General features: G+C 72.2%; 24 protein-coding genes. 15 read left to right on the top strand and 9 right to left on the bottom strand.

Annotation, left to right across the window (positions count from 1 at the left end; all coding sequences use genetic code 11):
* Window position 1: 1 nt before the first annotated feature.
* Entirely contained in the window at window positions 2–1753 is a 1752-nt protein-coding gene (locus ACIA73_RS26050; RefSeq protein ID WP_399441130.1) for a protein kinase, read from the top strand.
* 60 nt (window positions 1754–1813) lie between these two features.
* Here ACIA73_RS26050 and ACIA73_RS26045 read toward each other — a convergent pair whose 3' ends face one another.
* Window positions 1814–1999 carry a hypothetical protein gene (locus ACIA73_RS26045; RefSeq protein ID WP_399441129.1) on the bottom strand — a complete coding sequence of 62 codons (186 nt, stop codon included), beginning with the start codon at window positions 1997–1999 and terminating at the stop codon, window positions 1814–1816.
* Window positions 2000–2277: 278 nt separating this feature from the next.
* On the opposite strand from ACIA73_RS26045, the gene ACIA73_RS26040 reads away from it, so the two are divergent.
* The 3 genes from ACIA73_RS26040 (at window position 2278) to ACIA73_RS26030 (ending at window position 4349) form a co-directional block, all read left to right on the top strand.
* Complete coding sequence (locus ACIA73_RS26040) at window positions 2278–2607, top strand: DUF5955 family protein (RefSeq protein ID WP_399441128.1); 330 nt, start codon at window positions 2278–2280, stop codon at window positions 2605–2607.
* Between the two features lie 200 nt (window positions 2608–2807).
* Entirely contained in the window at window positions 2808–3380 is a 573-nt protein-coding gene (locus tag ACIA73_RS26035) for a DUF5994 family protein (protein ID WP_399441127.1), read from the top strand.
* A 513-nt stretch (window positions 3381–3893) separates the two neighbouring features.
* Window positions 3894–4349 carry a DUF5994 family protein gene (locus tag ACIA73_RS26030; RefSeq protein WP_399441126.1) on the top strand — a complete coding sequence of 152 codons (456 nt, stop codon included), beginning with the start codon at window positions 3894–3896 and terminating at the stop codon, window positions 4347–4349.
* A 497-nt stretch (window positions 4350–4846) separates the two neighbouring features.
* Here the strand turns inward: ACIA73_RS26030 and ACIA73_RS26025 are convergent, their stop codons facing one another.
* Window positions 4847–5161 (bottom strand): hypothetical protein, encoded by a 315-nt coding sequence (locus ACIA73_RS26025; protein ID WP_399441125.1) that lies wholly within the window; start codon window positions 5159–5161, stop codon window positions 4847–4849.
* Window positions 5162–5272: 111 nt separating this feature from the next.
* On the opposite strand from ACIA73_RS26025, the gene ACIA73_RS26020 reads away from it, so the two are divergent.
* On the top strand, window positions 5273–5737 hold the full coding sequence (locus ACIA73_RS26020) for a hypothetical protein (RefSeq protein WP_399441124.1): 465 nt from the start codon (window positions 5273–5275) through the stop codon (window positions 5735–5737).
* A gap of 43 nt (window positions 5738–5780) precedes the next feature.
* Here the strand turns inward: ACIA73_RS26020 and ACIA73_RS26015 are convergent, their stop codons facing one another.
* Window positions 5781–6440 carry a response regulator gene (locus ACIA73_RS26015; RefSeq protein ID WP_399441123.1) on the bottom strand — a complete coding sequence of 220 codons (660 nt, stop codon included), beginning with the start codon at window positions 6438–6440 and terminating at the stop codon, window positions 5781–5783.
* Complete coding sequence (locus tag ACIA73_RS26010) at window positions 6437–7651, bottom strand: sensor histidine kinase (protein WP_399441122.1); 1215 nt, start codon at window positions 7649–7651, stop codon at window positions 6437–6439. The genes ACIA73_RS26015 and ACIA73_RS26010 overlap by 4 nt, the downstream gene beginning before the upstream one ends.
* Before the next feature lie 112 nt (window positions 7652–7763).
* Here ACIA73_RS26010 and ACIA73_RS26005 point away from each other — a divergent pair, with 112 nt between their 5' ends.
* Together ACIA73_RS26005 and ACIA73_RS26000 are read left to right on the top strand one after the other, a co-directional pair.
* On the top strand, window positions 7764–8843 hold the full coding sequence (locus ACIA73_RS26005; RefSeq protein ID WP_399441121.1) for an ABC transporter permease: 1080 nt from the start codon (window positions 7764–7766) through the stop codon (window positions 8841–8843).
* Window positions 8840–9523, top strand: coding sequence for an ABC transporter ATP-binding protein (locus tag ACIA73_RS26000; RefSeq protein WP_399441120.1), 684 nt, complete (start codon window positions 8840–8842; stop codon window positions 9521–9523). Before ACIA73_RS26005 ends, ACIA73_RS26000 begins: the two co-directional genes overlap by 4 nt.
* Window positions 9524–9573: 50 nt before the next feature.
* On the opposite strand, the gene ACIA73_RS25995 is transcribed toward ACIA73_RS26000, so the two are convergent.
* Entirely contained in the window at window positions 9574–10503 is a 930-nt protein-coding gene (locus ACIA73_RS25995; protein WP_399441119.1) for an AraC family transcriptional regulator, read from the bottom strand.
* 100 nt (window positions 10504–10603) lie between these two features.
* Here ACIA73_RS25995 and ACIA73_RS25990 point away from each other — a divergent pair, with 100 nt between their 5' ends.
* The gene (locus ACIA73_RS25990; protein ID WP_399441118.1) at window positions 10604–11551 is read left to right on the top strand and encodes an MBL fold metallo-hydrolase; all 948 of its coding nucleotides are present in this window, start codon (window positions 10604–10606) and stop codon (window positions 11549–11551) included.
* Window positions 11552–11606: 55 nt separating this feature from the next.
* Here ACIA73_RS25990 and ACIA73_RS25985 read toward each other — a convergent pair whose 3' ends face one another.
* A complete protein-coding gene (locus tag ACIA73_RS25985) occupies window positions 11607–12413 on the bottom strand; it encodes an IclR family transcriptional regulator (protein ID WP_399441117.1) in 807 nt (268 codons plus the stop codon).
* Window positions 12414–12703: 290 nt separating this feature from the next.
* On the opposite strand from ACIA73_RS25985, the gene allB reads away from it, so the two are divergent.
* Together allB and alc are read left to right on the top strand one after the other, a co-directional pair.
* Window positions 12704–14068 carry an allantoinase AllB gene (gene allB, locus ACIA73_RS25980; RefSeq protein WP_399441288.1) on the top strand — a complete coding sequence of 455 codons (1365 nt, stop codon included), beginning with the start codon at window positions 12704–12706 and terminating at the stop codon, window positions 14066–14068.
* Window positions 14069–14070: 2 nt separating this feature from the next.
* Window positions 14071–15195 (top strand): allantoicase, encoded by a 1125-nt coding sequence (gene alc, locus ACIA73_RS25975; RefSeq protein ID WP_399441116.1) that lies wholly within the window; start codon window positions 14071–14073, stop codon window positions 15193–15195.
* Window positions 15196–15271: 76 nt separating this feature from the next.
* Here the strand turns inward: alc and ACIA73_RS25970 are convergent, their stop codons facing one another.
* Window positions 15272–16459, bottom strand: coding sequence for a PP2C family protein-serine/threonine phosphatase (locus tag ACIA73_RS25970; protein ID WP_399441115.1), 1188 nt, complete (start codon window positions 16457–16459; stop codon window positions 15272–15274).
* A 150-nt stretch (window positions 16460–16609) separates the two neighbouring features.
* On the opposite strand from ACIA73_RS25970, the gene ACIA73_RS25965 reads away from it, so the two are divergent.
* Window positions 16610–17119, top strand: coding sequence for a MarR family winged helix-turn-helix transcriptional regulator (locus ACIA73_RS25965; RefSeq protein ID WP_399441114.1), 510 nt, complete (start codon window positions 16610–16612; stop codon window positions 17117–17119).
* Window positions 17120–17420: 301 nt separating this feature from the next.
* On the opposite strand, the gene ACIA73_RS25960 is transcribed toward ACIA73_RS25965, so the two are convergent.
* The gene (locus tag ACIA73_RS25960; RefSeq protein ID WP_399441113.1) at window positions 17421–18194 is read right to left on the bottom strand and encodes an SDR family NAD(P)-dependent oxidoreductase; all 774 of its coding nucleotides are present in this window, start codon (window positions 18192–18194) and stop codon (window positions 17421–17423) included.
* A 235-nt stretch (window positions 18195–18429) separates the two neighbouring features.
* Between ACIA73_RS25960 and ACIA73_RS25955 the strand changes: the two genes are divergently transcribed.
* Complete coding sequence (locus ACIA73_RS25955; protein WP_399441112.1) at window positions 18430–19368, top strand: DMT family transporter; 939 nt, start codon at window positions 18430–18432, stop codon at window positions 19366–19368.
* A gap of 31 nt (window positions 19369–19399) precedes the next feature.
* Here the strand turns inward: ACIA73_RS25955 and ACIA73_RS25950 are convergent, their stop codons facing one another.
* Entirely contained in the window at window positions 19400–19636 is a 237-nt protein-coding gene (locus ACIA73_RS25950; RefSeq protein WP_399441111.1) for a hypothetical protein, read from the bottom strand.
* Window positions 19637–19794: 158 nt separating this feature from the next.
* Between ACIA73_RS25950 and ACIA73_RS25945 the strand changes: the two genes are divergently transcribed.
* The 3 genes from ACIA73_RS25945 to ACIA73_RS25935 are packed head-to-tail and all read left to right on the top strand — an operon-like array spanning window position 19795 to window position 22943.
* Entirely contained in the window at window positions 19795–21036 is a 1242-nt protein-coding gene (locus ACIA73_RS25945; protein ID WP_399441110.1) for a sensor histidine kinase, read from the top strand.
* A complete protein-coding gene (locus ACIA73_RS25940; protein WP_399441109.1) occupies window positions 21033–21719 on the top strand; it encodes a response regulator in 687 nt (228 codons plus the stop codon). Before ACIA73_RS25945 ends, ACIA73_RS25940 begins: the two co-directional genes overlap by 4 nt.
* Window positions 21720–21755: 36 nt before the next feature.
* The gene (locus ACIA73_RS25935; RefSeq protein ID WP_399441108.1) at window positions 21756–22943 is read left to right on the top strand and encodes a cytochrome P450; all 1188 of its coding nucleotides are present in this window, start codon (window positions 21756–21758) and stop codon (window positions 22941–22943) included.
* The last annotated feature ends 16 nt before the right edge of the window (window positions 22944–22959 follow it).

The following is a 22959-nucleotide window of genomic DNA, read 5'->3' as shown; positions in this document are numbered from 1 at the left end:
AGTGAGTGGGGACGGGGCTTTCGAGCCGCTGAAGGAGCAGGACCCACGGGTGGTCGGCGGATACCGGCTGGTCGCGAAGCTCGGTGCCGGCGGGATGGGGGACGTGTATCTGTCCCACACGCCGGGCGGGCGGGCCGTCGCGCTCAAGGTGATCCGGCCGCATCTCACCGGGGATCCGGAGTTCCGGCGGCGGTTCCGCCAGGAGGTGCAGGCCGCCCGGCAGGTCGCGGGGCTGCACACCGCGCCCGTCATCGACGCCGAGACGGAGGGCGAGACCCCGTGGCTGGCCACGGCGTTCGTCCCCGGGCCCTCGCTCGCCGAGGCGATCTCCGCGCACGGACCACTGCCCGTGTCCTCGGTGCTGCTGCTGGTGGCGGGGGTGGCCGAGGCACTCCAGGCGATCCACGCCTGCGGCATCGTGCACCGCGACCTCAAGCCGTCCAATGTGCTGCTCGCCAACGACGGCCCGCGCGTCATCGACTTCGGCATCGCGCACGCGGCCGGGGCGGGCTCGCTCACCGCGAGCGGTGTCGCCGTCGGCACCCCGGCGTTCATGTCCCCGGAGCAGGCGGCCGGCCGGCCGATCGGTGCGGCGACGGACATCTTCTCGCTGGGCGTCGTCGCCTCGCACGCGGCCAGTGGAAACCCGGCGTTCGGCGAGGGCACCCCGCACGGGGTGCTCTACCGCGTCGTACACGAGGAACCGCAGCTCACCGGCGTGCCACCGGAGCTGCACGACCTCATATCCCGCTGCCTCGCCAAGGACCCGGCGTCCCGGCCCACCACCGACCAGGTCATCCAGCTGTGCCGGGCGGCGGCCGGGGGCGCGGGACTGCGACGCGGCGAGAACTGGCTGCCGCCCGAGCTGAGTGCCGCGATATCCGCCAGGCCGGCGGCACCGACCGCATCGGACACGCCCGCCACTCCTGCCACGCCCGCCACTCCTGCCACGCCCGAGGCCCCCGCCGCCCCCGGCACTCCGTCTCCGCCGGTCGGGCCCTCCGCGTACGGGACACCCGCCGGAGGCCTCGGATCCGCCGTGCCGCCGGGGGCGTTCGACCCGCCGCAGCCCGCCTCCCCCTACGGGCCCGGACCGGTACAGGGCCACCCGTACGGGCAGCCGCTGCCGTACCCGCCGTCGCCGCAGCAGCAACCGCCCCAGCACGCCGCGTACGGCTACCCGCAGCCTTACGGCCAGTCCGGGCAGACCCCCGCGTCCGGCGCGCCGCAGGGCGCCGCTCCCGGCGACACCGGCGGAACGGGACGCACGGCACCCGGCGCCGCGCCGCGCCCGAAGGCCCGTCGCACCAGGGTGCTCGGAGCGGTGGCCGCCGTGCTGGTGGCCGGGGGACTGGGCGCCGGAGCAGTCCACGTGCTGAGCAAGGACGACGGGGGAGCGACGACCGGACAGCACGGGCAGACCCAGGAGCCCGAGGTCGACCGGTCGGAAGCGGACCAGATCCCGGGCCGTGAGGGCGAGACCCCGCTGCCGGGCGAACAGCTCCCGCAACCGGGAGAGACCCGGCAGCCCGGTCCCGGCCCCGGCGGCAAGACCCAGCCGCCACGGCCCGGCGGACAGACCCAGCAACCCGGTGGCGGCAAGTCCCAGCAGCCGAAGCCGCCGCAGCAGACCTACCCGCCGGGGCCGGACTCCTCCTCCGTGCCGCCGACCTCCATGGACACCCGCAAGAAGGGCACTTTGGCCCCACCGCTGAAGGTTCCGCCCGCGGCCCAGCGGCCCACCCCGGGGTAACGGGCCCCACGTGGGCCCACATCCGCACCGCCCGGCGGGAGTTGAAACCACCGGGCCCGGTCAGTCCTGGAACGAGCCGTCACCGCGCCGCTGGTGACGGCGCATCACATGGCCGCACTGCGGACAGTTCCGCAGGAAGATCGGCTTGATGAGCCAGGAGAACGTGACGACGTACAGTGCCTTGCGCCCCGTCCGCCCCAGCAGGCTTTTCGTACACGTACCGCAGTCGCGGCATCCGTCCGCCATGACAACCCCCTGAAGGTGCGGCGCACGGCTGTGCGCGCTCTCTTCCACGGTAGATCCGTCGAGGTCAACAGGGGCGCGAGGCCGCTCTGTCGTAGCCGGGCCGGGTCAGGGTCGCACCAAGGATGTGACGGCCTTCCGCTCAACCCTCCTGGAGGATTACCGTCCGTACGGTGGCGCACACGCGGCGAGAGCGTTAACGTGCCCGACGCCCGGGCTCGTTCGGAAGAGAACGACTTGGGTCCGGCACAAGGGCGTGCGAGCGTGCGAAGGGGAGAGCTTTGTTGCGAAGCGCTGAGGAGCGGTGCGTGACCATCAGTGGTGACGACCCGAGGGTGGCCGAACTCCATACGGTCGTGGCCCGCCTCCGCCGCGAACTGGCCTCGCTTCCCTTCGAGTTGATGGACCGGGCGATAGCCGAGGACGAACTGGCGGACCTGGCGGCGATGGTGCTCGGCGGCTCGCCCGAGGTGCCGAGGATGCGCCGGTCGCTGTTACTGATCGCCGGGGCGATCGGCTCGGTGAGCGCCCTGGCACCCGCGGTCGCCCGGGTCCGGGCGGCGGTCGACCGCTTCGACGAGGACCACCCGGCCCGGACCCGTACGGACTGACTCCTGGAGGTGCGGCCCTCTCGGACCCGTACAACCGGCGTAGGTTGCGGGCCCTTTGGCGGGACGCGCCGGTCCTTGACCGCTCTGTAGGCGTACGCTGGCAGCATCGAGAGCATTTCTTGACCGGCCTCCATGCCGGTATCTCTCTCGATTCGATAGCACCGGGCCGACCACGGCAGGCCCGGGGACGGGTCGACACCATGACGGTGCTCACCGCGCGACCTCCTCCGACCACCCTGGCCGCCAGGCCTTCCGGAAGTCCGCCGCCGCGGCTGTCCGTCAAACCCGCGGGCCCGCGCACCGGGCTGCTCGACGGTGCCTGGTGGCCGCACTCTCGCGACCTCGCTCGCGAACTCCCGGTCCTGGTCGACCTGTTGGGTCCCTTGTGGGGCCGCATCACGCGCGCCACGGTGAACCCGACGCACTGGCCGGTCGTACCGCGCAAGGTTTCCGTCGCCGGCCGTGTGGTCAAGGTGGGCTGGTTCCGCGCCGAGCAGGACCCACACCAACTCCTGTTGTTCTCCTACCACGTCGGGCGCTGGGACCTGCTGATCATCCCCCCGGAGACCGGTGCCGCGGCTGCCGCCCGGCTCATGGCCGCGGCCTGCGACCTTCGGACCGTCCGGACGGGCAGCGCGCTCATCGCGGACGAGCTGGAGCGCCATCCCGCAGCCCCGGCCGAGGCGGACGTGCCGACCCGAATCCAGGCGGAGGCGTGGGAGGCGGAGGGCGGCGCCGTGGCCCTGCCCGTCGGCACGACCGCCGGGTGCTGACGGGCCAACGACGTACGCACCCCGCCGAGACCGGCTGACCCCCGGTCGCGCTCCGCATGTTCCACCGGCCCGAGACCCCGGCCGTCTCCACCGAGACCGAGGGCAAGGAGCCGTGCATGCACCCCAGTTCCACCGTTGACCGCACCCGGGCCGGGCCGTGAGACGCCGCCGCCCCCGCCTTCGGCGGATCGGCGCCCCTCCCCGCCGACGACGGCCCGGCGACGACGGGCGCTCGCCCTCACGCTCCGCACGGTCACGGACCCGGGCATCACCGTCCGGGTTCCACCGCGTCCTCACTCACGGCGGCCACACCGCCGCACGCCCCGTGCGTATCGCGCCCCGCGACGGCCGCACACCGGCCGAACGGCACGTACCTCGCCTCCCGGCCGACCCGGACGTACGCGCGCCCCCGGGCCACCGGCCTGTGGCCCCTCACCCTCATCTCCTTCGGCGCATCGCCACCCGGCGTGCCCGAAGCCACAAGTAGTACCCGGACCCACGCAGGAGACCCCCGTGACCATCGCATCCGGCACCCCGGACCCGCCCCTGCTCCTCGCACGTCTGCGCCTGACCCCGTTGGACGGTGACCCCCACCGCATCGACGGCGCCTGGTGGCCCCGAACCGGCGACCTGACCGTCGAGCTGCCCGGTTTGCTCGCGGGGTTGCCGCACGCCTGGTCGCGGATCATCCACGTCACGGTGAACGGCACCCTGTGGTCCGCCTTCCCCGGGCGGATGCTCGTCGCCGGTCAGGTACTGCATCTGCATCACTCGGCCTCCTCGCAGTCCACCCCCACGGCCTGCCTGGTCGCACCCGGCATGGGCAGGTGGGACCTCGTGGTCGTACCTCCTCATACCGAAGAGGCCGAGGCACTGCACCTGATGGCCACCGCTGCCGCGAACCCGCCGCCCCCGCCGCAGCGCGACACGGCGTCGAACGCCGCCGCCTCGATGCCCATGACGCCGTGATCGCACCGCCGGCGCTGCACGCACTCCCTGGTAGTGGCACGCGATCGGGACGAGGCAGGGCGGCGGCGGGTGGCAGGACCGTGTGGGGAGCGTGGCTTCTGATCCTCTTGGAGGTGAGGCGGCAGGCCTGAGCTTGCGTGTGGGGAGCAGCTTGCGGCCGCGTTCGTCGACCTCGCCGGCACCTTGGTGCAGGACTTCGACGTCATCGCATTCCTGCACACGCTCGCCGAGCACTGTGGGGCCCTGCTGGACGTGGCCGCTGCCGGGACTGCTTCCTCACCAAGACGCAGCTCCCGGACGTCCCACCGGCGACGCGAGCAGCCGAGACGCGGTGGCCACGTTTCGCGCCCGCCCTGGTCCGGCTCCGCGGCTACGCGTTCAGCCACGAGCGCCCCCTCCTGGACGTCGCCCGGGACGTGCTGGCCCGGCGGCTGCACCTGGACGACAACGGGGACAGCGCCGCCCCGGCGCCTCCAAGAGCCTCTTGGGCACAGGCGCTACGAGGACTGCTGCCACTTCAGCGCCGCGATCTCCTCGACCTCGCCCGCCGCCAGCAGGGCGAACAGCCGGGCCGCCTCCTCCTTGTCGATCTCGTCCAGGGTCAGCGCCTCGGCGGCCTCGTCCTCGACGTTCTCCCAGAGCAGCAGCCCGCCCGCGAACGCGGTCAGCGACCAGCCGCTCTCCTGGGTCAGAGACACCTCCGGATTGGCCACCTCCGGGTCCGCCAGGCCGTCGACCACCAGGGTGCGGACGGTCGCCGCGTCCGGCTCGTCCACCGCGTCGCCGTGGACGTCGTACATGAAGTAGGTCATGGCCAGATTCCTTCTGTGCTGAACCCTTGGGTCCTCGTATGCTCACGTGCCGATCGGAGCCCGTCCGTACCGGACGGGTGTTCCGTGACAACCGACCACTATGGGGGAAAAGTGAAGCGAAGGACATTGGGCTTGGTGGGGGCGGGCGCGGCGGCCGTGCTGGCGATGGGGCTGACGGCGGCGCCGGCCCAGGCGCACAGCACCGACGACTGGATCACGACCGGGGACTGGGCCCACGTGCCCGGCAACCGCGACGCCAATCTGAACTGGGGAGGCGTCGCCAAGGGCAAGGTGATGATCAACTGGGACGGCACCTACGTCGAGGTCAAGGGCGAGATCACGGACACCAAGGTCGACGGGCTGTGCGCCATCGCGCAGATCCGCTACGAGGTGAAGACCAACGGCGCCTGGGCCGGTCACTGGCACTACCGCTCGACGGTGGTGGACTGCTCCAACGGCAACGGCGCGGCCAGCCCGATCTCCAAGGGCCGCTACCCCACCCGCAACCTCAGCGCCCGCGCCTGCGTCGGCGACGCGAAGGGCGCCACCACCCGCTGCGAGGGCACCTGGCACTGAGCGCCCTCACCCGCTGCGAGGGCTGATTTCCGGACACCGGCTCTCACCGCCTGATCAGCCTGCGGGCCGTGGCCGCCGCGACGGCCGACGTACGGGAGTCCACGCCCAGCTTCGCGTAGATGTGCACCAGGTGGGACTTCACGGTCGCCTGGCTGAGGAACAGCGCCTTGCTGATCTGCTGGTTCGACAGGCCCTCGCCGACGAGCTGGAGCACTTCCAGCTCCCGTTTGGTGAGGGCCTCGGCGGGGGTGCGCATCCGGTCCATCAGACGGTGCGCGACCGCCGGGGCGAGCGCGGACTGCCCGGCCGCCGCCGTGCGCACCGCCGCCGCCAGCTCCTCCGGCGGGGCGTCCTTGAGGAGATAACCCGAGGCGCCCGCCTCGACCGCCGCGAGGATGTCCGCGTCGGTGTCGTACGTGGTCAGGACCAGTACCCGGGGCGCCCCGGGGCGGTCGGTGATCGCGGCCGTCGCCGCCGACCCGTGCATCCGGCCGGGCCCGAACTGGAGGTCCATCAGTACGACGTCGATACCGCCACCTGCCGCCCGCCGCACCGCCTCCTCGGCGGTGGCCGTCTCCGTCACCACCACGAAGTCGGCCTCCGTGTCGAGCACCGCGCGCAGTCCCGCCCGTACCACCGGATGGTCGTCGGCGAGCAGCAGCCGGATCGGCGGGGAGGTGGGGGACGACGTGGGGGACGTCATGAACGCGCTCCTGCGGGCAGAGGAAGGGTGATGGCCACGGCGGTGCCCTGGCCGGGGGCGGACTCCACGCTGAGCGTGCCGCCCAGCGAGCGGGCCCTGGCGCGCATCGCGGGCAGCCCGAAGCCGCCCTCGTCGGTGGACGCGACGGCACGGCGCACCGCGTGCGGGTCAAAACCCTTGCCGTCGTCGACCACGTCCAGCGCCACCGAGGTGTCCATGAAGCTCAGGGTGATCTCGGCCCGGCCCGCACCCGCGTGCCGCACCGTGTTGGCGAGCGCGGACTGGGCGATGCGCAGCAGCGCGACCTCGTACGGCGTGGGCAGTTCCACCGGCGTACCGCTGACCGAGAACTGGACGGCGGGGCCGCCGGTGGTCCTGGTGCACAGCCGCTCCAGCGCGGCGGCCAGCGAGCCGTGCTCCAGGTCGGGCGGGCTCAGCGCGCGGACGAAGCGGCGGGCCTCGGCGAGATTGTCCTGGGCTGCCTCGCGGGCCTGCCGGATATGGGCGAGGGCGGGGTCCTCGGCGGGCAGGGCGCGCTCGGCGGCGCGCAGCAGGAGCTGGATGCTGGAGAGGCCCTGGGCGAGGGTGTCGTGGATCTCGCGGGCGAGGCGCTCACGCTCGGCGAGGGTGCCCGCCGACCGCTCGGCCTCCGCCAGCTCGGCGCGGGTGGACAGGAGTTCGTCGATCAGCTCGCGCCGGCGTTCGCTCTCCCGGTAGAGGGCCTGATAGCCCAGTACGGTCGCGATGGCTACCGCACCGCCGAGCAGCGGGCCGATGAAGGTGCCGGGCGATATCGGCTGCCCGTGCAGGACGAAACTGGTGATCGCGGCCGTCGCGGTGACGGCGACCGCAGCGAGCCCCCACCGCATCGGCATCAGATGCAGCTGGAGGAAGTACAGCGGGAACGCCGCCCACAGCCCGTCCGGCGACACCACGAGCAGCGCCAGCCAGGACACGCCCAGCGCGGCCAGCCACACCGTCGCCGCCCGCTGCGAGCGCCCCACGGCCGGGCTGAGGGTGCCGACGGCGTACACCCCGGCCATCAGGACGGCGGCGGCCACCACCGCGTACGCGTGCGGGCCGCCCACCGCGACGGCCTTCACGGCGGCCAGCGCGAGCAGTCCGGCGAGCAGGGCGTGCAGGCACAGGCGCAGGACGCGCAGCACCGGGGTGAGCACGAGGGGGGCGGGGGAAGACGCTGGTGAGTCCATGGTTCCAACCAGCCTAAAGGGGACACCCTCGCCGCCGGTCAATCAAAAGGTTGATATCAAAGCGAACCGCCGCCCGATGTTTTCGCGGGCCCGCGCGACCAGAGTGGGGATCATGTTCGTCGCATGGAGAGATCTCCGCTTCGCCAAGGGCCGCTTCGCCCTCATGGGTTCGGTCGTCGTCCTGATCACCCTGCTCGTCGGTCTGCTGTCGGGGCTGACCGCGGGGCTGGGCAGGGACAACACCGTCGCCCTCACTTCGCTGCCCGCCGACCGCCTCGCCTTCGCCGCGCCCCCGGACGGCCAGCAGGTGTCGTTCACCAACTCCTCCGTGGGGGAGAGCGCTTGGCGGGACTGGGCCGGGCAGCCCGGCATCGACAGTGCCCAGCCGATCGGTATACGTACCGTCAACGGCTGGGCCAAGAACCGCACGGTCGCCGTGGCCGCCTTCGGTGTCGAACCCTCGGCGAAGATCGCACCGGCGTCCGGCAAGCTCGGTCCGGGCCAGGTCGTCCTCTCCGCCAAGGCCGCCGAGGAGCTGAACGCCGGCGCCGGTGACAAGGTCCGCCTCGGCTCGGTCGAGGAGACGGTCGCCGCCGTCGAGGGCGACGCCATGTACAGCCACACCCCGGTCGTCTGGACCTCCCTGGACGACTGGCAGAAGCTCGGCCACAGCGGTACGTCGATGGAGGAGCAGGCCACCGTGGTCGCGCTGACCGGCGACGGCGCGGACTACGCAGCCGGCGACAAGGCCACCGGCACCCGGTCCGTCGCGCTCGCCGACTCCCTCTCCGCGCTCTCCTCCTACACGGCGGAGAACGGCTCGCTCCAGCTGATGCGCGGCTTCCTCTTCGCCATCTCCGCGCTCGTCGTCGGCGCCTTCTTCACGGTGTGGACGATCCAGCGCAGCGGCGACATCGCCGTACTGAAGGCGCTGGGCGCCTCCACCCCGTACCTGCTGAAGGACGCACTCGGCCAGGCGGTGGTGATGCTCTCGCTCGGCACCCTGGCCGGAACGGCGCTCGCGACCCTGCTCGGGGCGGCGATCGGCGGCGCGGTCCCCTTCGTCCTCGACGCGGCGACCCTCCTGGTCCCCGCCTTCGTCATGATCGCGCTCGGCATCGTCGGCGCCGCCCTGTCCATCCGGCGCATCACCGCCGTCGACCCCCTCACCGCGCTCGGGAGTGCCCGATGACCCTCGCCCTGCACGACGTCACCCTCACCTACCCGGACGGCGACAACTCCCGGCTCACCGCGCTGGACGCGGTGTCCCTGGAGGTCGCGGCGGGCGAACTCACGGCGGTCGTCGGCCCGTCGGGCTCCGGCAAGTCCAGCCTGCTCGCGGTCGCCGCCACCCTGGTCACACCCGACTCGGGCCGCGTCGTCGTCGACGGTACGGAGACCGGGCCGCTGACCCGCGCCGACAAGGCGGAGCTGCGGCGCGACCGGATCGGGATCGTCTTCCAGCAGCCGAACCTGCTGCCCTCGCTCACCGCGGTGGAGCAACTCCAGGTGATGGCCCACCTCTCGGGCCGCAAGCCGCGCGACGTGCGTTCCCGAGCACGTGAGTTGCTGGATTCGGTGGGCCTCGCGGACAAGGCGGACCGCCGTCCGCACCAGCTGTCCGGTGGGCAGCGGCAGCGGATCAACATCGCCAGGGCGCTGATGAACGAGCCCGCCGTGATGCTGGTCGACGAGCCGACCAGCGCGCTCGACCACGAGCGGGGAGCAGCCGTCCTGGACCTGCTGCGCACGCTGACCAGCGAGCGGGGCGTGGCCACCGTGCTGGTCACCCACGACCACTCGCACCTGGATGTGGCGGACCGGACGGCACGGATGGACGACGGGCGGCTGGCGGCGGGGGCGGTGGTGTAGGGGGGGGCGCCGTCGTGCGCTCGCGCGGGTGCGCACGGGCGGTCGTGCGGTCAGTCGGCCGTCGAACGCCCCGCTGCCGCCGCCCGGTAGCGGCCCGGGGTGGTCCCGAACTCCCGGCTGAAGGCGTGCGAGAACGCGTAGGGGGTGCCGTAGCCGACACGGCGGGCGACGGTGGCCAGCGGGTCCTCGGTGTCGCGGAGCAGAGTGGCCGCGTAGGTCAGCCGCCACCAGGTGAGGTACGCCATCGGCGGGCGGCCCACCAGGGCGGTGAACCGGCGGGCCAGCGTGGGCCGGGAGACGCCCGCCTCGGCGGCCAGTCGGTCGTTGGTCCAGGGGGCGGCAGGGTCGGAGTGCAGTGCCCGCAGGGCGGCTGACGCCACCGGGTCACCCAGCACGGCCGGCCAGGCTCCGGTCGACCCCTCGGTCAGCCAGGAGCGGATCAGGTAGACGAGGAGCAGGTCCAGCAGGCTGGGCACCGCGATGCAGGACCCGGCCCGCGGCGTTTCCAGCTCGCGGCCCAACAGGTCGATGGCGGACCGTAGTTCGGGGTGACTGCCCACCCGGTTCGGCAGGTGGACGACCGCGGGCAGCTCGGCCATGAGTGGGTGCATCCGGTTGCGGTCGAGCCGGTACTTGCCGCACAGCATCTCCGTTCCGCCGGAGCCGCCACGGTCTGCGGGGCTCTTCCGTCCGCCGAGCCGGCTCTCGATCGGGGCCGCCCGCCCCGCGGTCCCGGAGTCCACCGGAGAGTCCGCGATCACGTGTCCCGTGCCGTGCGGCAGCAGCACCGAGTCTCCCGCGCCGAGCGACACCGGGACGCCGCCGTCGGGGAGCAGCCAGCAACTCCCGCTCAGCACCACGTGGAAGCCCGCACCGTCGTACGGGTCGACGCGCGTGCACCAACTCCCCTCCGCCCACACCCGGTCGGAGGAGGGGCGGCCCATGCGCACGGCGGAGATGGCGTCACTCACTACGTCCATCGCGCCAGGGTAGCTGTCGCCTCACTGGTGAGACGCACGCGTATCCAAGTGAGCCGTTCGGGCATTGTGGCGCTCCCCGGGCCCTTCCTAGGGTCGGGGCATGAACAACGACAGCGTGCAGAGCATGGTGCTGGGAGACGTCGAGGTCATCCGGATCACCGAGTGGCGGGCGGCGTTCGCGCCCGCCCGTACCCTCGTCCCGGAGTCCACCGCCGGGATCTGGCAGAACAACGAGGACTGGCTGGCCCCCGACCACTGGGATCCTGACACCGACAGTGCGGTGGCCGCGCTGCAGACCTACGTGCTGCGCAGCGCCGGCCGGACCGTGGTGGTCGACCCCGGGGTGGGCAACGGGCGCGAACGGCCGAAGTCTCCGCACTTCCACCACTGGCAGGGCGACTTCCTGGGGCTGCTGGCCCGGGCGGGCATCGGCCCGCAGGACGTCGACGTGGTGGTCAACACCCACCTGCACGGCGACCACGTCGGCTGGAACACCATGGACGGCAACGGGGAGTGGGTACCGACGTTCCCGCACGCCCAGTACCTCGTGCCGGCCGCCGACGACTTTCACTTCGGCCCCGCCAACGCGTACGGGAACGGCCTGTCGGTGGAGGACCGGCTGATCTACGAGGACAGCATCGCACCCGTCCACCGAACCGGACAGGCCGTGCTGTGGGACGGCGGCCACCGCATCGACGAGCACCTCACCCTGGAGTCCGCCCCCGGCCACACGCCCGGATCATCCGTACTGCGGCTCGCCTCCGGGGCGGACCGGGCGGTCTTCGTCGGCGATCTGCTGCACAGCCCGGTGCAGATCCTGCGGCCCTCCTGCAACAGCTGCTTCTGCCTGGACGCCGGGCAGGCGGCGGCCGGCCGGCGCCGGGTCCTCGAACGCGCCGCCGCCGAGCGGGAACTGGTGGTCCCCGCACACTTCGGCGGCGCGGGCGCGGTGCAGGTCCGCCGGGAGGGGGAGGGATTCGCCCTCGGGGAGTGGGCGGCCTTCGGCGCGGGCCCGGCGGCTCCGGTGGGGCGGGTCCGGACGGACTAGGTCTGGAGGGGCGGGCCCGGGCAGGTCCGGTGCCGCCCGGCCGCCGCCCCGGCCGTCAGCCCTGGGCCGGTCCTGTGGTGGTCAGTGCCACCGAGAGGTCCTGGGCGACCTCCTGGAGGATCGGCACGATGCGCTCGGTGGCCGCCTCGGTCACCCGGCCGGCCGGGCCGGAGATGGAAACCGCCGCCGCCGTCGGGGAGTTGGGCACGGAGACCGCCAGGCACCGCACCCCGATCTCCTGCTCGTTGTCGTCGACGGCGTACCCCGCCCGCCGCACCTGCTCCAGCGCGTCGAGGAAGCCCTCGGGAGTGGTGATCGTCTTCTCGGTGGCGGCAGGCATTCCGGTACGGGCGAGCAGTGCCCGCACCTCGTCCGCCGGAGTGTGCGCGAGCAGCGCCTTGCCGACGCCCGTGGAGTGCGGCAGCACCCGCCGGCCCACCTCGGTGAACATCCGCATGGAGTGCTTCGACGGCACCTGCGCCACGTACACGATCTCGTCGCCGTCCAGCAGCGCCATGTTGGCGGTCTCGCCGGTCTCCTCGACCAGGCGCGCCAGGTAGGGGCGGGCCCAGGTGCCGAGCAGCCGCGAGGCGCTCTCGCCGAGGCGGATCAGCCGGGGGCCGAGCGAGTAACGCCGGTTCGGCTGCTGGCGGACGTAACCGCAGGCGACCAGCGTGCGCATCAGGCGGTGGATGGTCGGCAGCGGGAGACCGCTGCTGGCGGAGAGTTCGCTCAGTCCGACCTCACCGCCCGCGTCGGCCATCCGCTCAAGAAGGTCGAAGGCGCGCTCCAGGGACTGCACACCGCCGCTGGCGGCGGCAGGCTTGGAAGCGTCGGTGGCGCTGGCGCTGGACGTCGGCACGGAGCGGTCCTTTCGGGGCTGGCAGGCAAGGCAGCAGACTACCTGTGGTAGTTCCCGGTACCCCTCATGGCAGGAGATACATTCTACAGAGCGGAATTCTAATTCCATCCTGTGGAAACCTCCAAGGGTGGTGTCGGTGATCACATCGGACCGGCCCCGACCCGGGGACCCCTTGACGGCTCCTTTGTCCGGATGAAGACTCCGCTTCGACAGATGCTTCAACAGAACGTTGAATACAGCGTTCGGCCAGCTGGAACCCGAATGACCCGAAGGAGCCGTGAGTGTCGGACGTGACCGCCGAACCCGTACCGGACCTGGTGCTGCGCTCGCAGCGCGTCGTCACCCCCGAGGGCACCCGCCCCGCCTCGGTCGCCGTCGCCGACGGGAAGATCGTCGCGGTCCTCCCGTACGACGCCTACGGCTCCGAGGGTGAGCAGCTGCCCGCCGGTGCCCGCCTCGAAGACCTCGGCGAGCACGCGCTGCTGCCCGGCCTGGTCGACACCCATGTCCATGTGAACGACCCGGGCCGCACCGAGTGGGAGGGCTTCTGGACCGCCACCCGCGCCGCCGCGGCCGGTGGCATCACCACCCTCCTGGACATGCCGCTCAACTCGCTGCCGCCGACCACCACGGCCGGCAACCTCCTCGTGAAGCAGGACGTGGCCCGGCCCAAGGCACACGTCGACACCGGCTTCTGGGGCGGCGCGATCCCGTCCAACGTGGCCGACCTCAAGCCGCTGTACGAGGCCGGGGTGTTCGGCTTCAAGTGCTTCCTCTCGCCGTCCGGCGTCGAGGAGTTCCCGGAGCTCGACCAGGACCAGCTCGCCCGGTCCATGGCGGAGATCGCCGGCCTCGGCGGCCTGCTGATCGTGCACGCCGAGGACCCGCACCACCTCGCCGAGGCCCCGCAGAAGTCCGGGAGCAAGTACGCCGACTTCCTGGCCTCCCGCCCGCGCGACGCCGAGAACACCGCCATCGAGGGCCTGATCGCCCTCGCCAAGCGGCTCGACGCCCGGGTCCACGTACTGCACCTGTCGTCCTGTGACGCGCTGCCGCTGATCGCCGCCGCCAAGCGCGAGGGCGTCCGGATCTCCGTCGAGTCGTGCCCGCACTTCCTCACCCTCACCGCCGAGGAAGTCCCCGACGGGGCAACGGAGTTCAAGTGCTGCCCGCCGATCCGCGAGGCCGAGAACCAGGACGTGCTCTGGGCCGGCCTGGCCGACGGGACGATCGACTGCATCGTCTCCGACCACTCCCCGTGCACCACCGACCTCAAGACCCCGGACTTCGCGTCCGCCTGGGGCGGCATCTCCTCCCTCCAGCTCGGCCTGCCCGCCATCTGGAGCGAGGCCCGCAAGCGTGGCCACTCGCTGGACGACGTGGTGCGCTGGATGTCCGAGGCGCCCGCGAAGCTGGCGGGCCTGGAGCAGAAGGGCGCCATCGAGGCCGGCCGCGACGCCGACTTCGCGGTCCTCGCACCCGAGGAGACCTTCACCGTCGACCCGGTCGAGCTCTACCACCGCAACCAGGTCACCGCGTACGCCGGCAAGACCCTGCACGGCGTCGTCAAGCAGACCTGGCTGCGCGGCACCCTCATCAACCGCGAGGGCACTCTCACCGAGCCCACCGGCCACCTGCTCGAAAGGACCAAGTGACCATGACGGACACCTCGGGGATACCCTCCTTCACCGGTGACGCCAGTCCCTTCGGCGGCGGCGACCCGTACGCCGACTACCGCACGGCGGTCTTCCCCTTCACCCACCTCGCCGACCTGGCCGACCGCCGTCTCGGCGCGGGTGTGATCGCCGCCAACGACGAGTTCTTCGCCGAGCGCGAGAACATGCTCATCCCCGAGCCCGCCCACTTCGACCCGGAGCGCTTCGGGCACAAGGGCAAGATCATGGACGGCTGGGAGACCCGCCGCCGCCGTGGCGTCTCGGCCGAGCAGCCGCACCCCACCGAGGACGACCACGACTGGGCGCTGGTACGTCTCGGCGCCCCCGGCGTGGTCCGCGGCATCGTCATCGACACCGCCCACTTCCGCGGCAACTACCCGCAGGCCGTCTCCGTCCAGGGCACCGCGGTGCCCGGCTCCCCGTCGCCCGAGGACCTGCTCTCCGACGACGTGAAGTGGACGACGCTCGTCCCCCGTACCGCGATCGGCGGCCACGCCGCCAACGGCTTCGCGGTCCTCGCCGAGCAGCGCTTCACCCACCTCCGGGTCAATCAGCACCCCGACGGCGGCATCGCCCGCCTGCGGGTGTACGGCGAAGTCGTCCCCGACCCGGCCTGGCTGACCACGCTGGGCACCTTCGACCTGGTCGCCCTGGAGAACGGCGGACGCGTCGAGGACGCCTCCGACCGCTTCTACTCGCCCGCCACCAACACCATCCAGCCGGGCCGCTCCCGCAAGATGGACGACGGCTGGGAGACCAGGCGCCGCCGCGACAAGGGCAACGACTGGATCAGCTACCACCTTGTCGAGCAGGCCGAGATCCGCGCCGTCGAGATCGACACCGCCTACCTCAAGGGCAACTCGGCGGGCTGGGCGGCCCTTTCGGTCCGCGACGGCGAGGCGGGGGAGTGGGTCGAGATCCTGCCGCGCACCCGCCTCCAGCCGGACACCAACCACCGCTTCGTGCTGGCCTCCGCCCCGGCGGCCACCGAGGTCCGGGTCGACATCTACCCCGACGGCGGCATCTCCCGGCTGCGCCTCTTCGGCTCGCTGACCGAGCAGGGCGCCGCCTCGCTGGCCGCCCGCCACCACGAACTCGGTGGCTGACGAAGGTAGTTGGCGAGCAGACTTCAGTGGGGCCCACCGGCCGACACCGGTGGGCCCCACTGTCCTGCGCCCGCCCCTACCGCTCTTCGGCCGGCGAGCCGGGCCGCCCGTGCCAGTCCAGGCAGACGATCATCGCGTCGTCCTCCGCCAGGCCCTCCCCGCGGTGCCCGGCCAGTTCCAGCAGCACCGCGCGCGGCACCTGTGACGGCGGCAGCAGCCTGGTCGACTGGATCGCCCGGGCCAGGGCCCGCTCGCTGTAGCGCTCACCGGCGGGCGAGGGCGCGTCGTACACCCCGTCGCTGATGAACAGCAGCCGGTCGCCGGGCAGCACCTGCCAGGGCTGCGCCGTGTAGACGGTGTCCTCGAACATGCCCAGGGGCAGCTGGTGGTCCAGGTCGATCCGCTCCACGACGCCGTCGCGCAGCCGCCACACCTGCGGCGAACCCGCGTCGACGATCTCCACCTGGCCGGTCGGCAGATGGAAGCGCAGCAGCAGTACCGAGAGGTGCTGCACCCCCTGATGGCGGCCGTAGACCGCCTGGTCGGCCAGGCACGCCTGGTCCGTGAGGTCCAGGCCCGCCCGCCGCGCGTTGCGCAGCGCGTTGATGGCGAGGCTGGTGAGCAGCGCCGCGTCGATGCCCTCGCCCATGCCGTTGGTGAGCGTCAGGATGAGGTGGTCGGGCGAGGTGGACCAGTCGAAGTTGTCGCCGTGGATCGCGTACGCGGGCTCCAGCTGCGCACCCAGCTCGTACTCGGCGCGTGCGCAGGATCGCCCCGGCAGCAACTGCCACTGGATCTCGGCGGCCAGCGTCAGCCGCTCCGCCCTGCGGGCCTGGAGATAGAGATCGGTGTCGCGCTCGGCGACCACGATCTGATGCCCCAACACCTCTGCCACCTCGGCCAGTTCGGCCAGCACCCCGGCGTCGTACAGCTTCTCGGGCAGGGTCACGGACAGCACGCCGAGCCGGTCGCCGCGCACCGAGACCGGCAGGTGCGCCGTCACCGAATCCGGGAGGGAACCGGGGCAGGGATACGGCTGCTGCGCCCCGAAGGCCCGCCCCGGCGCACTCGTGTACGCCGATACGGGTTCGGAGGCACGGGGGAGCGCCCCGACCGGTTGCAGTATCGTCGTGGCGTAGTCGGCCATGAGCAGGTCGGCCCCGAGGGAACCGTAGTGGTCCGCGAGGACCGTGCGCACCGCTTCGAGCAGTGCGTGAGGGGCCGCGGTCCGCAGGGCGCGTTCCACGGACACGAGTCTGTCCAACGTCGGAGAATCACTTTCTCGAAGGATGTAGCGGGAGGGGCAAGCGTGAACCTCCAGGACTCACGCCGTGGTGGTGAAGGGGTTCCGGGCGAGCGGTCGGCCGGAGGGACGCCACCAGGAGGGACGCCACCAGGAGTGACGGCACCCGGAGTGACGGCTGTCGGGGCGCACGCGGGGGCGGCGTCCGCCGCAGGGATCGCCTGCGAGGTCATCGCCCTTCTCGAAGTGCTGTGGGAGCGGGGCAGGGATGCCGTGTCCCCCGCACCGGTCTCCACCTCGCAGCTGCGGGTCATGCACATTCTGGAGCGCGACGAGGGCATCAATCTGCGCACGCTCGGCGAGGTGCTGGGGGCGGCGCCGCCCTCGGTCAGCAGGCTCTGCGACCGTCTTGAGGCGCTGGGTTATGTCAAGAGGTCGGCCAGCACGGTCAGTCGGCGCGAGGTCGAGCTGCGGCTGACCGGTCCGGGCCGCACCTATCTGCGCGAGCTGCGGGCACGCCGCGAGGAGGCGCTGCTGGCGGCGGTCTCGGTGATGCCGGCCGGGGCACGCGAGGCGCTGATCCACGGGCTCGGGGAGTTCCGTACCGCCGTGGAGCAGGGGTTTCCGGTGCGTCAGTGGCAGCAGCGGGATCCGGCGGACGAAGCTGCCAGATCCGCGTAGTCGTGGACGGTGCACGACTGCTCCGTCCGCTCCACTCGCTGGGCCAGGGCTTGCGCCACCCGCCGGGCCGGGGCCCGTCGCACTTGTCACGGCCACTGCCTTTCCCGACCGGTGCGGGCCGCTGCCGGGTGACACCCCGGCCAGCCGTTCCGCGCGCGTATCGTATCGGGTGTGTGGGACCTGTGCCCAGCTGGAGGCGCAATGCACCGGTTTTGTGGGATAGTTCACCTTTTCCGTGAAGGTTCTGTGCCCCCCGCCTCGCTGTGGAGGTGGGGGGCAGAGGGCGGTCGGGCGAGGTCCGTCAGGCTGCGTGCCCGCCGTCCATGACCAGCTCCGCGCCCGTCACAAAGGCACCCTCGTCACTCGCCAGATACGCCACCAGCGACGCCGCCTCCTCCGGGCGCCCGAACCGGCCCAGTGCGGTGTTCGCCCGCTGCGGCTCCGCGTACGGACCGTCCGCCGGGTTCATGTCCGTGTCGACCGCGCCCGGGTGGATCAGATTGACGGTGATGCCCCGGTCGCCGACCTCCCGCGCGAGGGCCTTGGTCAGCCCGGTCAGGGCCGACTTGCTCATCGCGTAGAGGGAGCCGCCGGGGCCGCCCGCGTACCGGGTGAGGGCCGATCCGGTGGAGACGATCCGGCCGCCGTCCTCCAGGACGCCGGCCGCCGCCTGCGAAGCCAGGAACACCGCCCGCACATTCACCGCGAGCACCCGGTCCACATCCGCGAGCGTCAGTCCCTCGATGGGGCCCAGCACGCCGATGCCCGCATTGTTGACCAGGATGTCCAGCCGGCCGAAGTGGTCGGCCACCGTGGCGACCGCGCCGGTGACCGACTCCGCGTCCGCCGAGTCCATCCGTACCGCGAGCCCCCGCCGGCCCAGCGCCTCGATCTTGCGCACCACGTCCCGTGCCGCCTGCTCGCCCTCCACGTAGGTGACCGCGACATCGGCGCCGTCCTGCGCCAGCCGCAGCGCGATGGCCGCACCCATGCCCCGGCTGCCGCCGGTGACCAGCGCCGCCCTGGTCGTGAGGGTGGTGCCCGTGTGCGCGTCCGTGTTCGTCGTCGTAGACATCTGGAGGTCCTCTTCGTTGGCTGCTGTCGCAGGTCCGAGTGGTGGTTGCGATTTCAAGGAAACCCGCCGGGCGCATCCCGTGCTGGCGCCATTCGGACACCGACCCCGCACCCCACCGAGCCCGTCCGTACCGCCGAAATCCCTTCCCCGGAAGATCGGCCTCCCGGTACGGTGAGCGCTCCGCGTGCGAGCCGCCGAAGTCTCCACCTCAACACCCTCAGTTGGAGACCGCGCCGTGGCCGCCACCTCTTCCGCCGTGCACACCCCCGCGCCCGCCCGCGCGGCCCGCTTCGCCGATCTGCCCGTGCTGGGTGTGGCGGTGGTGTGGGGAGCCAGCTATCTCGCCGCGAAGGAGATCACCACCGCGCAGACCGTCGTGGCGGTGCTGGTGCTGCGGTTCGCGATCGTGCTGCCGGTGCTCCTGGTCGTCGGGTGGCGGAAGCTGCGGGCGCTGACCCCCGCGCAGTGGCGGAGCGCCGGACTCCTCGGGCTGGTGCTCAGCGGGATCTTCCTGCTGGAGACGTACGGCGTCGTGCACACCTCGGCCACCAACGCCGGGCTCATCATCAGCCTCACGATGATCTTCACCCCGCTCGCCGAGGCGGCCGTCACCAGGACCACGCCGCCGCGTGCGTTCCTGGCCGCCGCAGGGCTCTCGGTACTGGGGGTGGTCCTGCTGACCCAGGGCGGCGGCTTCACCGCGCCGTCGGCCGGGGACCTGCTGATGCTGCTCGCCGCGCTGGCCCGTACGGCCCACGTGCTGTTCATGGCGCGGATGAAGGGGGCGGGGGAGGCGGACGCGCTGTCGCTGACCACGGTCCAACTCGGCGCGGCGGTGGCCGTGTTCGCCGTACTGGCCACGGTTCCCGGGACCGGTCCCTCACCCTGGAGCGTGGCGGCCGGATTCGGGGCGGGGGAGTGGGCGGGGCTGCTGTTCCTGTCCGTGTTCTGCACGCTGATCGCGTTTGCCGTACAGATGTGGGCGGTACGTCGCACCTCGCCGTCCCGCGTCAGCCTGCTCCTGGGGACGGAGCCGCTGTGGGCGGCGGCGGTGGGGATCGCCATCGGGGGCGAACGGCTCGGTGCGCCGGGCCTGCTGGGCGGCGTACTGGTACTGGCGGGAACGGCATGGGGGCGACGGGCCTCCGCCGACCGGAGAACCGCTGTGGCCTGAGGGAGCCCCTCCGCTCCCCTTGCCCACCCTGTCAGCTGTCGCCGGAGCCCCTGGCGTGGGCGGCGGTGCGGCCCGAGCGTTCAGCCGCCACGACCAGGGCGAGGCCCGCCGCGGCCAGCACGATATTGGCGTAGATCTCGTAACCGTCGAACCAGCTGAGCTTGTCCACCACGGTCCACATCCTGAACCCGTCGAACCACTCGTGGACCAGCCCGCCCACGCCCCACAGCAGCAGCAGGAAACCGACAACTTCCAGGATTCGCTTCATGCGGCCCAGCCTGGACCGTCCGGGAGCGGGCCGGAATCGGCCGTAGGGCTGCCGGGCGTGGCCGGTGCCCCCGCCGAAAGTCGCGTCCTGGGCGACTTTGGTCGCTGGGGCGTCTGCGCGGGCCCCGGCACCGTTCTCACCTGCGTACTTTGGGAGGTATGAGCGAACAGGAGTACCGGTGGCTGCTGCCGTCGGCGTTGGGCCGTCCCGAAGCGCCCGGGGACGGGAGCGGGAAGGGTGGCGGCAGGGGAAAGCGGCTGCCGAGGACGCCGCGGGACTGGTTCGTGGACCTGTCGATGTTCCTGCTGGCCGCGCTCATCGGATGGGGCGCCGCCACCACCGCGTACGAGATCGGCAACCCCGGCTTTGTGCTGGTGTTCGACCAGGTCACCGGGGCGCTCGCCTGTTGCGCGCTGTGGCTGCGGCGGCGCTGGCCGACCGGACTCGCGATGGCGCTCATCGCGCTCGGGACCATCTCGCCGACGTCCTCCGGGGCCATGATCGTCGCACTGTTCAGCGTGACCATCCACCGGCCCTTCAGGGTGGTGGGCCCACTGGCCGGGGCGGCGCTGGTCAGCGGGCTGATCCAGATGGTGCTGCGGCCCGACCCGTCGGTGTCCTGGCAGGTGACCCTGATCGCCAGCGTGTTCATCACCCTGTTCGTCGTCGGCTGGGGCATGTTCGTACGTTCCCGCCGTCAGCTCGTCGAGGCCCTGCGCGACCGGGCGGTACGTGCCGAGGCCGAGGCGGCGCTCCGCGCCGAGCAGGCCCAGCGGCTGGCCCGCGAGGACATGGCCCGCGAGATGCACGACGTACTCGCCCACCGGCTCAGCCTGTTGAGCGTGCACGCCGGAGCACTGGAGTTCCGGCCCGACGCACCGCCCGCCGAGGTCGCCCGCGCGGCAGGGGTGATCCGCGACAGCGCCCATGAAGCACTCCAGGACCTCCGCGAGATCATCGGCGTGCTCCGCAGCCCGGGGTCCGGCCCCGGCGACGAGGACCGGCCGCAGCCCACCCTCGACACCCTCGACGCACTGGTCGCCGAGTCCCGCCAGGCAGGCGCCAAGGCCACCTTCGACAACCGCATCGAAGACCCGGCGGCGGTCCCCGGCGCGGTCGGCCGCACCGTCTACCGCATCGCCCAGGAAGGCCTGACCAACGCCCGCAAGCACGCCCCCGGCGCCGAGGTCTCCGTCACCGTCTCGGGCCGCGCGGGCGACGGGATCCAGGTCGAGATCCGCAACCCGGCCCCCGTCGGCGACGTACCGGAGGTCCCCGGGTCCGGACAGGGCCTCATCGGCCTCACCGAACGCGCGACCCTCGCCGGCGGCCGACTCACCCACGGCCCCCGGCCCGACGGCGGCTTCGTGATCACCGCTTGGCTACCGTGGGCCCCATGACGACGACCAGGATCACCCTCCTTCTCGTGGACGACGACCCCCTCGTGCGGGCCGGGCTCACCTTCATGCTCGGCGGCGCCGAGGACATCGAGATCATCGGCGAGGCCGCCGACGGCGCCCAAGCGCTCGACGCCGTGAGGGAGTTGCGGCCCGACGTCGTCCTGATGGACATCCGGATGCCGGTACTGGACGGACTCAGCGCCACCGAACGCCTGCGCGCGGCGCCCGACGCCCCCGAGGTCGTCGTCCTCACCACCTTCCATGCCGACGAGCAGGTTCTGCGGGCGCTGCGCGCCGGGGCAGCCGGATTCGTGCTCAAGGACACCCCGCCCGCCGAAATCGTCGCCGCGGTACGGCGGGTGGCCGCCGGTGACCCCGTACTCTCGCCCGCCGTCACCCAGCAGCTCATCACCCATGTCGCCGCCCCCGGCGGCACCGAGGACCGCAAGGGCCGCGCCCAGCAGCGGCTGGGCCAACTCGCCGAACGCGAAAGGGAAGTGGCCCTGGCGGTCGGCCGGGGCTGCTCCAACGCGGAGATCGCCGCCGAGCTGTACATGAGCGTGCCCACCGTGAAGACCCACGTCTCCCGCATCCTCGCCAAGCTGGACCTCAACAACCGGGTCCAGATCGCCCTGTTGGCCCATGACGCCGGACTGCTCGACGGGGCCGACGACGTAGGCTGACGGCGGGGGACGCCGAGCCAACGGGAGGGACACATCATGGCGGTCGTCGATCTGCGGGAACACACCGAGGAATTCACGGCGGATCCATATCCGTTCTACGCCAAGCTGCGCGAGAGCGGACCCGCCCACCTCGTCCGCACCGCCGACGTCGAGGAAATGCTGCTGATCGTCGGGTACGAGGAGGCCAGGGCGGCCCTCGCGGACCCCCGGCTCAGTAAGAACTGGCGCAACTTCGACCTGTGGTCGGGCGAGGACGGCAACGCCCTGAACGCCAACATGCTGGAAGCCGACCCGCCGCACCACACCCGGCTGCGCAAGCTGGTCACCCGGGAGTTCACCGCGCGGCGGGTGGAGGCGATGCGTCCGCGCGTCCAGCAGGTCGCCGACGAACTCCTCGACTCCATGACGGCGAAGGGACGTTCCTCCGCCGACCTGATCGACGCACTCGCCTTTCCGCTGCCGATGACGGTCATCTGCGAACTCCTCGGCGTGCCCGACCTCGACCGGGACCGCTTCCGCGCCTGGTCCAACGAGGTCGTCGCACCCACCAGTCCCGAGGCGACGGCCACCGCCGCCTCCGAGATGAGCGTCTTCCTCGCCGAGTTGATCGAGGACAAGCGGAGCTCGCCCGGCGAGGACCTGCTGAGCGGTCTGGTCAAAGCGAGGGAGGAGGACGGCGACCGGCTCACCTCCGACGAACTCGTCGGGATGGCCTTCCTGCTGCTCGTGGCGGGCCACGAGACCACCGTCAACCTGATCTCCAACGGGGTACGCGCGCTGCTCGCCCACCCCGACCAACTCGCCGCCCTGCGCGCCGACTTCGACGGCCTCATCGACGGCGCGGTGGAGGAGATGCTCCGCTACGACGGACCGGTGGAGACCTCCACCTTCCGTTTCACCGGCGAACCGGTCGAGATCGGTGGTGTCTCCGTACCGGCCGGCAAGGCGGTGCTGGTGGCGGTGGGTGCCGGTGACCGCGACCCCGCCCGCTACCCGGACCCCGACCGCTTCGACATCCGTCGACCGACCCAGGGGCACCTCGCCTTCGGCCATGGCATCCACTTCTGCCTGGGCGCTCCGCTGGCCCGGATGGAGGGGCGGATCGCGATCCGCAGCCTGCTGGAGCGCTGCCCCGACCTGGCGCCGGACCCGGAGGGCGGGCCGCTGGAGTGGCTGCCGGGGCTGCTGATCAGGGGAGTGCGGGAGCTGCCGGTGCGGTGGTGAGGCAGCTCCGGTGCGG

It is taken from the genome of Streptomyces sp. NPDC051561 (assembly GCF_044454195.1).
Taxonomy (GTDB): Bacteria; Actinomycetota; Actinomycetes; order Streptomycetales; family Streptomycetaceae; genus Streptomyces.
This window is presented reverse-complemented; position numbering and strand designations above follow the sequence as displayed.